The organism is Dechloromonas aromatica RCB (genome assembly GCF_000012425.1).
This window is the reverse complement of record NC_007298.1, coordinates 4,376,414-4,389,909: the sequence shown is the minus strand read 5'-3', so window position 1 is coordinate 4,389,909 and position 13,496 is coordinate 4,376,414. Positions and strand designations below refer to the sequence as shown.

Sequence of the window (13,496 nt, the reverse complement as noted above, 5' to 3'; positions counted from 1 at the left end):
ATCAGCCATCCAGCCGGAAAACGATAGGCACGATGACCGATGCCTCGATTGGCTCGTCGCCACGCTTGGCCGGGATGAAACGCCAGCGGGCCACGGCCTGGCGCGCTGCTTCGTCGAGGCGGTCGTAATTGCTGCTTTTTTCCAGATCAACCGTCGCGGCGGTGCCGTCGCTGCTCACCCGGACTTTGAGCAGGACCTTGCCCTCTTCACCAAGGCGGCGCGACAGCGGCGGGTATTTGGGTTCCGGATTGTTCAGGTAGGCCGCATTGAAGCGGGCAGCTGTCACCGGAGCGGCTGAGGGCGCCGCCGGGGTGGGGTTGGCCGCGACCCGGGCGACGGGTTCGGGGGCAACCGGGGCTGGCGGGGCGACCGTTGGTGTGCTTGCCGTGACCGGTTTCTGATCCGGTGTCATGGCCAGGACCGGGCGCGGCTTGGGGGCAGCGGGGGCGACCGGTGCCGGTTGTGGTTTCGGCGTGCTGACCGGCTGCACTACCGGCGCCGGGCGCAGGGCTTCGATCAGTTTGACGGTGAGTGGGCCGGGTGGCGGGATGTCGAGCTGGCTGACGACCTTGCCCAGCGGGTAGGCGAGCACGACAGCGTGCAGGCCGATGGCGACCAGGAAAAAGCGACCGCTCCTGCGCCATTCAGGCAGTTCTGGTTCGAAATGGAGAAGTCGCTCGGCAGACATTTTTCTATTTTACGTGTTCGCTGGCCCACTGTTCGAGTTGTGCTGTCGGCAGGACCCCGGAGTGCCCTTTGCGCTGCTGCCGTCCATCGTAAAAGTAGGTGCGCGGCAATTCGCCATACCAGCGGCGGTCGATTTCATAACGCAGCCGTTCGGGCTGGGCGTCGGCGAAGACCCAGCGTGCCTGGGGGGCGACGCCGTAATCCTGGGCCAGTTGCTCGAGTTCAGGGGCTTCGGCCGGCGTATCGGTGGCGACCAGGATCAGTTCCAGTTTCGGATATTTGCGGACCAGTTCGCCGAGGGCCTTGAGCTCGGCCGGGCAATGCGTGCAGCTGGCCGACCAGAAGCCGAGGATGAAGGGTTTTCCTTTTTGTGCCCGTTCGATTTTTTGCAGGGATCCGCTGACGAAGGGGCGCATCTCGGCCTGGGCCAGACCGGCGATCAGCAGTGCGGCGATCAATATGGCGAGGCGCTTCATGGCGCAATCCGCGAGCGTTTCAAACCATCCTCCGTGGTATTCCAGACCAGCCAGGGGATACCACGGTCGGTGAGCAGCAATGGATCGTCGGCGGCACCGGCGGTGCGGGCCAGACTGGTCGGGGCCGACCAGGTCTGGCCCCGGTCGCGCGAGGTCATCAGGCGGATGTGATTGAACTTGCCGTCGAATTCCCGCCAGACGAGTACGACCTTGCGCCCGACAACCGCCACTTGCGGGTGTCCGGACTGGGCATCAAGGTTGCCGAAGTGGAACGGACGGCTCATCGTCTCGCCGTCGATGCGGCGATAGTGCAGGCCGGGCGATTTTTCGGCGCCGGTAAACCAGGCGATGTGGCGACTGCCTTCGTTGTCGATAGCCAGTGCGCCGCCATGGTGCGGACAGGCATCGATTTCCCAGCCATCTTCAGAAACGCGGCGTAGCGGTTCATCGAGGCGGGCCAGCGCGAAGTCGCGGACGTTCTTGCCGAAAATCTGGCGCCAGAAAACGACCGGGGTGCCGTCGCTGTCAGCGGCCAGGCCCAGGCGGCAGCATTCGCAGGAGTTGTCGGCCAGCTTGCGGTTGGTTAAGAAGCTGCGCCCACCATCGGTCGAGCGGGCGGTGTAGATGGCCGCACCGCGATAGTCCGAGTTGCCGGTGCCGTCCCGCTTGTCGATCCAGGCCAGCGTCACGCCGCCGGCATCGGCCAGCATGGCGTTGAAGCGATGCGTGATCGGGCGGCTGTCGTCATTGACGGTGACGGGTTCGCTAAACGTCTGGCCGCCATCTTCGGACACCGAGAAGCGGACGTGCCCGGCAAACGGTTGCGGCAACGCCTGCGTCCAGCTGAGATAAACCCGCTGCCCGGCAACAGCGATCTGCGGGCGGGCTTCGCCATCGGCCGAGATCAGCTCGGGCTGGCGGTTGACCGTCACCGCATCGCTGAAGGTCTTGCCGGCATCCCTGGAATGGCTGACGAAAATCTGTTGGCCGATCACGCGGGCCAGCCAGAGTTGGCCAGTTGCGTCGAATTGCGCGGCAATGGCAAGGCGGGGCGCCGTCTGTTGTTTTTCCAGCCAGACCTTGGCGTAGTCGGCTTTGGGCTTGGCGTCGTGGGCCGAGTGGTCGGCATGGTCATGGGCGGCCGCCGTGCCGGCGAGCAGCAGTGCGGCCAGCAAGACGCTAGCGCGTGCCGAAGTCTTTACCATTTGGCCTGGATCCCGACGGTAAAGGTGCGTGGCAGGCCAGGGGCGAAGGTCGGGTAAATCACGCCACCGGCGGTTTGTGTTCCGGTACTTTCCGCGTAACGACGGTCGGTCACGTTATGCACGTTGCCGAACAGGCTGATATCGCGGTACAGCGGATAAGCGCCGCGCAGGTTAAGCAGGTCGTGACCATCGTACTTCGTGGTGTTGGCCTGGTCGGACCACCAACTGCTGAAGTGCAGCCATTCGGCCTGGACCATGCCGGTCTTGGCATCGCCCCAGGTCAGGCGGGTATTGGCGATGGTGCGGGGGGCGAGTTCCATTTCCTTGCCAGTGTAATCGATCGTGCCAACGCGCCACTCGCCATAGGTGTGCTTGGCGTGTGAGAGGGCGGTGTCGAGTCGCCAGGCAGAAGCGATCTGGATGCCGAGGCCGATCTCGATCCCTTTGTGCAGCGTCTTGCCGGCATTGGTCGAGGTCGTGATGTTGGTGACCGGGTCGCGGTAGCTCAGGATGTCGTCGGTCTTGGTCATGTAATAGACCGAGACCTCGTAGTTTACGGAACGGTTAATGTTGCCACGCAGGCCGGTTTCGACGCTGTCGACCTTGATAGGTTTCAGGTTGCTGGCGGCGATTGCTGCGGCATTTGCTGCAGCGGCGCTGGCGGCGACGGAAGGGCGGAAGAGCTGGCCTTCGGACGGGGCGCGGAAGGCGTGGTTGTAGGCGGCGAAGGCGTTCAGAGAATCGCTGAAGGCGTAGGTGGCACCCAGCTTGGGACTGAGGTGGTTGAAGCTCAGGTCGCCATCGGCGACCTGGCCGTAATAGGCCGAACCGACGACGACCGGCGAGGTGCCGTAGCGGTTGTCGAAACGGTAGGAGACATGGTCCTGGCGCAGGCCGGCAGTGATGCGCAGCTTTTCGATCGGCGAAATCTCACCATGCACATAGGGCGAGATTCCCTGATAGGTCACGTCGTAGTCATAGACCCGGGCGCCCGTTGTGTAGCCGGTGTAGATCTTGGTGTAACCGCTGCCGGTCGAGGTCGTGTTGATGCGGTTTTCGATGCGGCTGCCCGGACTGTGGTCGAGGTCGATACCGACAATGAAACGGGTGCGCAGCGGCTCGAAGTCGTGGCGATACTTGATCTGGGCGCCGAAGGACTGGTTCTCGGTGGTGTAGATGGTCGGGTCGTAGGACAGCGACCAGTTGGCCAGCAGATCCATCGAATCGTTGCGGTAGTAGGGGGTGATGCTGAGCAGCGAGTTGCCCCACTCCTTCTCGTAGGCGGTCGACAGGCGGAAGGCGTCGACCTTGCGCAACGAGATCGGGGTGTAGTTGGCCTTCGGGTTGTTGTCGTAATCGTTCTTCGAGATGGCCGAGCTGCCGGCTGTCTGCTGGTCGATCTTGGAGAAGGTGGCGACCGTCTTCAGGGTTGCATCATCGCCGATAGCGCTGTCCCAGCGCAGGGTGCCGCTCTGCCGGTCGTACGCGGTCTTGTCGCGCCAGCCGTCGGTGTGGCTCAGGTTGAGGTCGGCCCGGAAAGCGTGGTCGCCAAAGGCGCTGCCGCCGGAAACCATGGTCCGCGCCCAGCCGTAGCTGCCGCCTTCGAGCGAGCCTTCGATTTCCGGTTTGGTCGGTGGCTTGCGGGTCAGCACATTGACCACACCGCCGATGGCATCGGAGCCGTAGAGCGCACTGCCTGGCCCCTTGTTGATCTCGATGCCGCCGGCCATCGGCAGGTTCACCTCGTACAGGGCGTTGTGGTTGAAGAAGCCAGTGGAACGGGTCGGGATGCCGTCTTCCAGATAGAGATAGACGGGGTTGGTGGTCAGCGGCTGGCGGATGGCCGTCTGATGGCCCTCGCCACCGGTGACGTTGACCCAGACGCCGGCGACCTGGCCCATGATTTCGCTCGGGTGCGTTGGCTTGACCTCGCGCAACGTTTTTTCCTTGATGACGCCGACCGTGGCCGGCGTTTCGCTGACCAGTTGCCCCTCACGCGTGGCGGTAACGGTGACTTCGGCCAGAGAGGTGTCAGCTGCGACTACTTGGGTAGAGGCAAAGGCCGAAAGGACCGCCAGCGCCAACGGCGCGAGTGCAAAACGCTTCATCATCGAATCCTAATTGATTTGTATCAAAAAATACTTATGAAACAGATGGTTAGGAGCGGATGATACGGAGCGCACCGGTGCGCGTGAATGTGGCAAATTGTCGCACCCCTGGCGCCATACCTTGGGTGGCAAGCTTTTCAGGGGATTGCTACGCCGAGCGCGAAGCTGCGGGTGGCATGGACGCCGTTGATGCGGATCGAGCGGATCATCTCGCTACGCTCCAGTTGTTTGACGATGCGCGAGATCGTTTCAAAACGCAGATCGGTAATATCGGCGATGTCCTGACGGGTGGGCAGGACGACACGGCCAGCCTGATCGGCGAGTAGCCGAATCAGGCCGAGGACGCGGTCAGTGGCCTGGCCGCCGCGCAGGGCCACCAGTTCGGCCGCGCGTTGCTGAGCCTTGGCCAACGAGGTGAGCAGCGATGTGCTGTCGGCTGCTTCGGCACCTTCCGGCCAGGGGGTCAGGCGACACTGAGTCAGTGCGGTAGCACGGAAGGTATAGCAGCCAAAGAGGAGGGTTTCGCAGCCGAGAATGTCGCCAGCGATGGCCAGGCTGGCGAACGTGGCCAGGCCATCGTTCGCCATGTTGTCCAGACGGACGACGCCTTCACGCAGGCGCCAGCCATTCCCCGGGACGCGGGCCGAGTAGATCAACGCACCCGCTGGTATATGTCCTTGGTTATTGGATGAGGTGGCAGACGTTGCTCCCATGGTTTTTCCTTGTCCAAAAATGATAAAGCCCCGACCAGGGCCGGGGCTTGCCAGGTTCAATGGCTTAAAACTTGACGTTGAGTCCAGCGTAAATCGAACGCCCCATACCGGGAACTACAATGCCCCAGGCCGGCGAATAAGTGCCAGTAGTACTCATGGTGGTGCCCTGGCCGGTGTAGGCCCCCCCGAGCGGCAAGTAGTAGAAACGGTCGAAGAGGTTCTCGACACCGAGGTCAATACGGACGTTTTTCCACGTGTAGCTGGTACGCAGATGGGTCAGACTGTAGCCAGCCGTGTGGATCTCGTTGCGGGCCGAGGAAACATCGTTCTTGCCGCTTACCCCGACCAGTTCAAGTGCGTTACTCCAGCTGCCGTATTGGTGCGTGAGTGCCAGTTTTCCGTTGAGCGGCATGATGTTGTACAGGTTACCGCCGGTGTCGCGGTTTTCACCTTTTGTGTAGTTCATCAAGCCGCGCAGGCCGAACTCACCCAAGCCGGTTTTAGCCAGCGGCATGCGGCCGGAGAGGTCGAGGCCGTAGAGGCGGGCGGACTGGTTGGCGTATTTGAGGACGACAAACTGGTTGTTCGTGTTCGCGAAAGCAGTCAGGCGTGTTGCATCGATGTAGTCATCGACATGGGTGTAGTACGGGGTTGCCTTCAGTTCCCAGCTACGGTCTGCTGCATGCCAGTCGAAGGTGAAGGAAGCGGTGTAGGCCTTTTCCGGTTTCAGATCGAGGTTGCCGACATAGCCGTTGCCATCGCCGACGAAGTTGTTCATCAATGCGGCCATGGTCGAAGTCGACCAGGTGTAGCGCTCGTACAGGTTGGGCGAACGAACCTTGCGGGCCAGTCCGAACTCTATGTCGGACATGTTGTTCGCCGTGTACCGGGCGAGGGCTGTCAGGTCGACATTGTTGTCGCTGCGGTTATGGTCGCGGTTGTTGAAGGTGTTCGCATCCGTAGCGTAACTGCTGCTATAGCCCTGAATATCACCGGCATCGGTTTCAACCCGCTCGTACCGAGCGCCGAGCAAGGTTGTCCATTGCTTGCCGATACGGCGTTCCCATTCCGCAAAAGCGCCGAGGCGATCACGCTTGCCATCCTTGATATTGTCGAAGGTATTGGGGTACATGCCGCCGCCGGAGGCCGGCCACCAGTCGTTGAGCGTGTAGTGCTGGTACAACGTACCGATGCGCAGCAGATCATTGGCGCCGAGCTCGATATCGGCTTTCAGATTGACACCTGTCGTTTTGCTGCTTGTGTACATCGGCATGCCTGCAGCACAGCCTGACATGCCGCCCGTGATTGGTGAGCAGGGGGTGCCGTTAAGAGAGTTCGACCCACCCGACATGCCGCTGTACCAATACCGCTTGTCTGCCCCGAAGTCCATGAAGTGATCCACCGTCTCATGGTAAGCGCGAGCTTCGAACGTACCCCAGTCGTACTGGCCGAGATAGCGCAGGTTGATGCGCTTCTGCTCGTTATCCAGCATGTCCATCCGCTGGTTGGGGTAGAGCTGGTAGGGAACGTCCTGATAACCGAACTTGGCTTCGACCAGGTGGTTGCCGCCACGCACGGCGAAGCCGAGGGTGTGGGTGCGGCTTTCGTAGGCCGTCGAGCCGACTTCGTCGAGGGCCAGCGTGTGGCCAATGCGGCCAGTCGTTGTCCACGTCTTGAAATTGCCGCCAGCCTTGTAGTTGTCAGCCTTGGCCAGGGCGCCGGTATAGCTGATGCTGATGTTTTCGGTTGCTAGCGTGGCAGAAAGGTTGCCGCCCTGAGCATTGTTGTTGCTGTGGAAGAAGGCGCCGATTTCACCCTTGGCCAGGAGGCCCTGGTCCGGTGTCGCGAATTGGGGAGCGGCCGACTCGGCAACGATGGCGCCGCCGATACTGTCCCCGCCAACGCTGACTGGAGAGATGCCAGCAAATACCTTGATCTTCGATACGTTGGTTGGGTCAAGGTAGGAAAGCGGTGGGTTCATGTGGTTGGGGCAGGAGGCGATGAAGTCCATGCCATCCACGGTGATGCGCAGGCGGTCGTCGGCTAGGCCATGGATGACGGGCAGGCTGGATACACCGCCGGCACCGTACAGGCTGACGCCGGGTACATCGCGCAGCAAGGCCGCTGTATCGCGGGTGATGGCATGCTGGGCGGCAATTTCCGCTGAGCCGATTTGCTGCGGCGTGGCCGCGTCACGAATCTTGCTCGCGCTAACCACTACCTCATTCAATGTTGTTTGGGCGGCTGCCTGTTGCGCTGCCAACGATGAAAAGGCGACGGCCAACGCCGCCGCCAACGGATGGATGCGATACCCCATGAAGCTCTCCCTGATTTATTGGTATTTAAGTGGGCGCTAATTGTCCGGGAGTTGCAGGGGGGCGGGAATGTGACAAATTGTCGCGCGACAATTTGTCTAATTCCAAAGAAGGAAGATCGAACCTAGGATGCCGGCATTCCTGCGTCTTTTGCTCAAGCGTCGATTGCCCGCCGATGTCTGTTTTGGGCGTCAGAGCGTTTTTTGGAGAATTGCCATGTCCGGACCAATGCTGCGGTTTTGCCTTGCCCTCTGCCTTTCCCTGTTTAACCTGAGCAGTTTCGCCGCCAGCGTGGACGAGGAGATGCGGGAGGCTGCCATGTTGCTCAAGGGCGGTGAAGCTGGGCGCGCGGTGGCGATCTGGGAAGCGCAGGCGGCCAGAGGCAATATCGATGCTGCCTACAACCTGGCGGTCATCCACCAGCATGGCGATGGCGTTCCGCTCGACTACGCGAAAGCGATGCGCTGGTACCACCAGGCTGCCGACCAAGGGGACAAGGTTTCACAATTCCAGATCGGGCTGATGTATCAGATTGGTCAAGGCGTGCCGGTCGACGAAGCCGAGGCGCACCGCTGGTTTACCATGCATCGCAAACACCATCTGCACCATGAGCATGAGCCGAAGATGGTTGCCTGGCGTCAGCAGGCGCTGGCCTTGATCGATGAGCGCGATCGCCGTGAACAAGTTGCCGCTTCGCGCGCCAGTTCGGTTCAGGTGCTGGCCGAACTCAGGCGGCGGGCCGGGATGAGTAGCGAGCGGCCGATGGAAACGGCGGCGCTGGAGCCTGCATCAAGCATCCGCTGATTTGGTGCGTTTAGCCTAGAGGTAACGCAGCAGCATGCTGATCACTTCGTCAGCCCGGAAGGGTTTCGCGATGAAGTCGTCCATGCCGGCGGTGATGCATTGTTCCCGATCTTCCTCCATGGCATTGGCGGTCATGGCGACAATTGGCTGGCGTGGCAGCTTGAGTTCTGCTTCCCGGATGCGCAGGTGCCGGGTTGCTTCGACGCCATCCATTTCGGGCATCTGCATGTCCATCAGGATCAGATCGAAGGTGTCGCGTTCGACAGCGGCCAGCGCTTCCAGACCATTGACGGCAATGGTCACGCGGCAACCATAGCGGGAAAGCAGCTTTTCGGCGATTTTCTGATTGACCGGCGTGTCTTCGACCAGCAGGATTTGCTTGTTGGTCAGTTTGCACTGCGCCGCTTCCTTGTCGAGTTCGGCGATCTTCGGGGTCGATTTTTCGGCCTGATCGAGATGGATCAGCAAATGAAAGCGGGTGCCTTCGCCCACCGCACTTTCAACGCGAATCTCGCCATGCATCAGCCGGACAAGACGCTCGACAATCGAGAGCCCGAGGCCGGTGCCGCCATACTTGCGCGTTGTCCATTCTTCGGCCTGGGCGAAGGGGTCGAAGATATTGCCCAGTTTGCTGGCCGGGATGCCGATGCCGGTATCGGCGACGGTGAAGTGGACACGCCACACCTTGCTGTTTTCGAGGGTTTTCTCGCAATGCACGCGAATGGCGACCTCGCCATGCTCGGTAAATTTGAGTGCATTGGACAGCAGATTGTTGAGCACTTGCTGGATGCGCACCGGGTCGCCCAGAAGGTGCTCGGGAAGTTCGGTGTCGGCGGCCCAGTAGAGGCGCAAGCCCTTGTTGGCAGCCACCGATGAATAGAGCGCGACCACGCTGTCCAGCAAGCTGCTCAGGTCTAGCGGTATGTGTTCGAGGTTGAGTTCACCGGCATTGATCTTCGAGAAATCGAGGATGTCGTTGAGAACACGCATCAGGTTGTCACCCGAGGATTTAACCCAGGTCAGGTATTCGCGTTGTTCCTCGGTGAGATCGGTGGCCAGCGTCAGTTCGGTCATGCCCAGGATGCCATTCATCGGCGTCCGTATTTCATGACTCATCGTGGCCAGAAAGGACGTCTTGGCGCGGGCTGCCGTCTCGGCGCTTCTGGCCAGTCGGGCCTGTTCGTCGCGTGAGGCAGTGAGTTCAAGAATGCGCTCGGCCACCGCCCGTGACATGGCGTTGAAGGCGGCGCCAAGGCGCCCTACCTCGTCGTTGCCTTCGGGCACCGGTGGCGGGGTCAGGTTGCCGGCGGCAACTGCTTCGCTGGCCTGGGTCAGGCCCGCCAGATGGCGGGTCAGGAAATAGCCGAGCAGGATCATCAGACCGGCCGAAAGCAGCATCTCGATCAGGGCGATGAAAATGCCTTGGGAGAACAACTGGTTATGGGCGGTCCGGATTTGCGAGAGATCGATGCCGATGTGCAGCGAACCCATTTTCTGGCCATAGGTAACGACGGGAACCAGCACGTCGTAGCGCGGTTTCTGCTTGTCGGCATCAAAGATATTGAGGTGCGGGTCGGCTGGCGGCAGGGCTGCGCCTTCCGGCCAGCCGCTGCTGGCCACCAGTTTTCCGTCATTGTTGGCAAGCGCCAGGTAATCGATGCCGCCAACCTTGGTGCTTTCGTCGAACACCGCCTGCACGGTGGCATAGTCGCGCTGGGCCAGTGGCGCCACGATGGCGGCGATCAGCACGGGGGCGATTTCCTCGACATGCTGCTCCGCCTGTCGGCCCATATGGGTGGTCAGCAGGCGCAGGCTGTTGGCGACCAGCAAAGTCAGCATCACCGCTTCGATGGCAATGGCGACGATCAGCAGCCGACCTCGCACCGAGCGAAGCGGCGATGTGAATTTCATTTTGAGCTCAGCGCCTGCCGCGTTTCAGCGACATACGGGTCCATCGCCTCAAGTTCGCGCGGCTTCAGGTTGCGATAGCCATCGAGCTTGTTCTGCTCGAAGTAGGCCTTGCCTTCAGGCGTGGCGGCAAATGCCCAGAGGGCCTTTTCTATACCTTTGCGCTCCTTGCTCCAGCGCTTGTTGAGCATATAGACCCGCCCGGCCATCGGTTCGCTTTCGGCCAGGATGCGCATGCGGGGGCGGATGTCCGGCGGCAGCTTCTGGTAATTGGCCAGCGACGTAAAGGCGGCGGCGGCCTCGCCGGCCAGCACTTGCCGGCTGACGCTGTCGGCGGCCGAAACGTAGCGGACGGGAACGTCGCCGAGATTCTGCTTTTTCAGCCATTGCTGGCCCCACAGGGTGACCAGCGAAGTGGGCGACAGTCCGAGGACGGATTTCCCTTTCAGGTCGGCCGCTGTGTGGATCGGCCCATTCTTGTCCACCAGGGCTACTGCCTTGAATTCGGCGACATAGGTCAGCAGCGGCAGGTAGGCGGCATCGGTCTGGTAGAGGCGGGCCTGGTGCCCGGTCGTGACGGCGATGTCGTATTCCTGATTCAGGGCGCGGCGGGCAAATTCGCTGAAATCAGGGGCAGTCTGAACTTCCACGGGTTGCTTCAGGGCTGCTTCCAGAGACTGGCGCAGCGGCTGGTACATTTCCAGAATCACCCGGGCGCTGGTGTGGGGGGCAATGCCAAGTACGAAGGGGCGGGGTTCCTCTGCCCATGCCGGGCCAAGGATGGTGGCGCAGGCCATGCCAAAGAAAAATTTCAGGAAAAAGCGGCGCAAGGTGGTGGGATTCCGGTCAGGCATTCAACTTGTCCAGTGCCTCGCGCAGCTTCATCGGTTCGTCGAGGCGCAGGATGCGGCGGACGTTGGGGGCGAGTTCATTGACTTCGGCCTTCAGCACGCGATTCTTGACCTTGAGGATTTGCGACGGGTGCATAGAGAAGATGCGCAGGCCCATGCCGAGCAGCAGGCGGGTGAGGTCCGGGTCGCCGGCCATTTCACCGCAGACAGAAACCGGAACGCCGACTTTTTCCGCCATCGACAGCGTATGGGCGATCAGCATCAGCACGGCCGGGTGCAACGGGTCGTAGAGGCCGGCCACCTGCTCGTCTGAGCGGTCGATGGCCAGCGTGTACTGGATCAGGTCATTGGTGCCGATCGACAGGAAATCGAGCCGGCGCAGGAAAAGACCGACGGCCAGTGCGGCAGCGGGGATTTCGATCATGCCGCCGACTTCGATGTTTTCGTCGAAGGTGGCTTTTTCGCCGCGCAGGCTGGATTTGGCTTGCTCCAGTGCCGCCAGCGTCTGGTCGATTTCGTGGGCATGCGCCAACATCGGGATCAACAGCTTGATCGGGCCGTGTTTCGAGGCGCGGAGGATGGCCCGTAACTGGGTCTGGAACATCCGGGGCTCGGCCAGCGACAGGCGGATGGCCCGCCGGCCGAGGGCCGGATTGGTCTTGACCCGGTCGCCGGCATTACCTTGCGGGTTCAGATCCTTGTCGGCGCCAAGGTCGAAGGTGCGGATGGTGACTGGCCGCCCGGCCATGCCCTTGACCACTTTTTTGTAGGCCTCGTACTGCTCCTGTTCGTCCGGCATGTCGCCGCGGTCAAGGAAAAGGAACTCGGTACGGAACAGGCCGATGCCCTCGGCGCCGCAATCCAGGGCTACCGGAACGTCATTTGGTAGTTCGATATTGGCGAACAAATGCACCGAAACACCATCGATCGTCTCCGATTTTGCAGTCTTCAGGCGCTTTAGTTTGGTCTTTTCGAGCTCGATCTGTTCTTTGCGCAGCTGGTACTCGTCAAGCACCCGCTGATCCGGATTGACGATGACAACGCCGCGCATGCCATCGACGATCAATTGCTCGCCATCGCGGATCAGCCCGCGCGCATTTTCCAGGCCGAGCACGGCCGGGATCGCCATGCTGCGGGCGAGGATGGACGTGTGCGACGTGGCACCGCCCACGTCGGTAATGAAGGCGGCGAAACGGTGTTCCTTGAAGGCGATGGTGTCGGCCGGCGACAGGTCGTGGGCGACGACGATCAGTGCCTCTTCCTTGGAACGTTTGGCCGTTTTCAGGGCATTTCGGCTGCGGTGGCCGAGCAGTTCCTTGACGACGCGTTCGACCACCTGCACCACGTCGAATTTGCGCTCGCGCAGGTAGGGGTCATCGAACTGCTCGAATTGCCCGACCAGATGCTCCATCTGCTGGACCAGCGCCCATTCGGCGTTGCAGCGGCGCTCGCGGATGATGTCGCGCGGCTTGACGGCCAGTTCCGGGTCCTCGAGGAACATCGTGTGAATGTCGATGAAGGCATTGAGCTCGGCCGGGGCGTGCTCGGTGTTCTCCTTCATCAGGATCAGCTCTTCTTTGACGGCATTGACTGCCATGTCGAAGCGCTCGATTTCCTTGTCGACCATGCGCGGCGCCAGGGTCAGGTGCGAGACCTCCAGCGTGGCGTGCGACATCAGCATGGCCCGCCCGATGGCGATGCCCCCGGAAACTCCCAGGCCGTGCAGTGTGAAGCTCATGGCGGCTTATTCTCCCTCGCCGAAATAGTCGGCGATCAGCGCCAGCAAGGCTTCCATCGCCTCGGCTTCGTCGGCGCCATCGGTTTCCAGCGTGACCTTCGAGCCTTTGCCGGCGGCCAGCATCATCACGCCCATGATGCTCTTGGCGTTGATGCGGCGCGTGCCCTTGCTCATCCAGACTTCGCACTTGTACTTGCCGGCGAGCTGGGTCAATTTGGCGGAAGCGCGGGCATGGAGGCCCAGCTTGTTGATGATTTCGGTTTCGGTCGTCAGCATGTTCTTAATGTTCCCGCATGTTGAAAATGCCGTCACGACCGCCATCGCGGGCTCTGACGAGCAGGGTTTCCATGCCTTTGTCGCGATAGGTCAGGGCGCGCAACAGCATTGGTAGATTGACCCCGGTCAGGCCTTCGACGCGACCGGGTTCGAGCAACTTGAGGGCAAGGTTGGCCGGCGAAGCGCCAAATATGTCGGTCAGCACCAACACGCCCTCGCCGTTATCGAGCGGTTTGAGCATCTCTCGTGCCAACGCCAGCAGATCCAGCGGGTCATCCTGAGCCGAGACGCCAAGCTGGTTCACTTGCGCCGGACGCTTGTTCAGTACATGACAGGCATTCTGGATGAGTGCCTCGCCATAACTACCGTGAGTGATAAGCAGAATTCCGATCATGCTTCAGATTCTAACCGAAGC

The 13,496-nt window shown here is 61.3% G+C and carries 12 protein-coding genes and 1 pseudogene; 2 read left to right on the top strand and 11 right to left on the bottom strand.

Annotation, left to right across the window (positions count from 1 at the left end):
- Position 1: 1 nt before the first annotated feature.
- The 6 genes from DARO_RS23410 to DARO_RS20825 all read right to left on the bottom strand — a co-directional run bounded on the left by DARO_RS23410 (position 2) and on the right by DARO_RS20825 (position 7,506).
- On the bottom strand, positions 2-688 hold the full coding sequence (locus tag DARO_RS23410; RefSeq protein WP_011289813.1) for a TonB family protein: 687 nt from the start codon (positions 686-688) through the stop codon (positions 2-4).
- Positions 689-692: 4 nt separating this feature from the next.
- A complete protein-coding gene (locus DARO_RS20845; protein WP_011289812.1) occupies positions 693-1,163 on the bottom strand; it encodes a TlpA disulfide reductase family protein in 471 nt (156 codons plus the stop codon).
- On the bottom strand, positions 1,160-2,368 hold the full coding sequence (locus tag DARO_RS20840; RefSeq protein ID WP_011289811.1) for a sialidase family protein: 1,209 nt from the start codon (positions 2,366-2,368) through the stop codon (positions 1,160-1,162). Before DARO_RS20840 ends, DARO_RS20845 begins: the two co-directional genes overlap by 4 nt.
- Entirely contained in the window at positions 2,362-4,476 is a 2,115-nt protein-coding gene (locus DARO_RS20835; RefSeq protein WP_041224577.1) for a TonB-dependent receptor, read from the bottom strand. The genes DARO_RS20840 and DARO_RS20835 overlap by 7 nt, the downstream gene beginning before the upstream one ends.
- Positions 4,477-4,613: 137 nt before the next feature.
- On the bottom strand, positions 4,614-5,189 hold the full coding sequence (locus tag DARO_RS20830; protein WP_011289809.1) for a helix-turn-helix domain-containing protein: 576 nt from the start codon (positions 5,187-5,189) through the stop codon (positions 4,614-4,616).
- A gap of 64 nt (positions 5,190-5,253) precedes the next feature.
- Complete coding sequence (locus DARO_RS20825) at positions 5,254-7,506, bottom strand: TonB-dependent receptor domain-containing protein (RefSeq protein ID WP_011289808.1); 2,253 nt, start codon at positions 7,504-7,506, stop codon at positions 5,254-5,256.
- A gap of 226 nt (positions 7,507-7,732) precedes the next feature.
- Here DARO_RS20825 and DARO_RS20820 point away from each other — a divergent pair, with 226 nt between their 5' ends.
- On the top strand, positions 7,733-8,308 hold the full coding sequence (locus DARO_RS20820) for a tetratricopeptide repeat protein (protein WP_198134080.1): 576 nt from the start codon (positions 7,733-7,735) through the stop codon (positions 8,306-8,308).
- 15 nt (positions 8,309-8,323) lie between these two features.
- Here DARO_RS20820 and DARO_RS20815 read toward each other — a convergent pair whose 3' ends face one another.
- On the bottom strand, positions 8,324-9,643 hold the full coding sequence (locus DARO_RS20815; protein WP_497463070.1) for an ATP-binding protein: 1,320 nt from the start codon (positions 9,641-9,643) through the stop codon (positions 8,324-8,326).
- Here DARO_RS20815 and DARO_RS23405 point away from each other — a divergent pair.
- A pseudogene (locus tag DARO_RS23405) lies at positions 9,630-9,695 on the top strand (hypothetical protein); the annotation flags it as partial. The gene DARO_RS20815 and the pseudogene DARO_RS23405 sit on opposite strands and share 14 nt — an antisense overlap.
- 520 nt (positions 9,696-10,215) lie before the next feature.
- Here DARO_RS23405 and DARO_RS20810 read toward each other — a convergent pair.
- Genes DARO_RS20810 through DARO_RS20795 form a run of 4 tightly spaced genes read right to left on the bottom strand, consistent with a single transcriptional unit; the run spans position 10,216 to position 13,475 of the window.
- Positions 10,216-11,070 (bottom strand): phosphate/phosphite/phosphonate ABC transporter substrate-binding protein, encoded by an 855-nt coding sequence (locus DARO_RS20810; protein WP_011289805.1) that lies wholly within the window; start codon positions 11,068-11,070, stop codon positions 10,216-10,218.
- Positions 11,063-12,805, bottom strand: coding sequence for a phosphoenolpyruvate--protein phosphotransferase (gene ptsP, locus DARO_RS20805; RefSeq protein WP_011289804.1), 1,743 nt, complete (start codon positions 12,803-12,805; stop codon positions 11,063-11,065). The genes DARO_RS20810 and ptsP overlap by 8 nt, the downstream gene beginning before the upstream one ends.
- A gap of 6 nt (positions 12,806-12,811) precedes the next feature.
- Positions 12,812-13,081, bottom strand: coding sequence for an HPr family phosphocarrier protein (locus DARO_RS20800; RefSeq protein ID WP_011289803.1), 270 nt, complete (start codon positions 13,079-13,081; stop codon positions 12,812-12,814).
- A gap of 4 nt (positions 13,082-13,085) precedes the next feature.
- A complete protein-coding gene (locus DARO_RS20795; protein WP_011289802.1) occupies positions 13,086-13,475 on the bottom strand; it encodes a PTS sugar transporter subunit IIA domain-containing protein in 390 nt (129 codons plus the stop codon).
- Between the last annotated feature and the right edge of the window lie 21 nt (positions 13,476-13,496).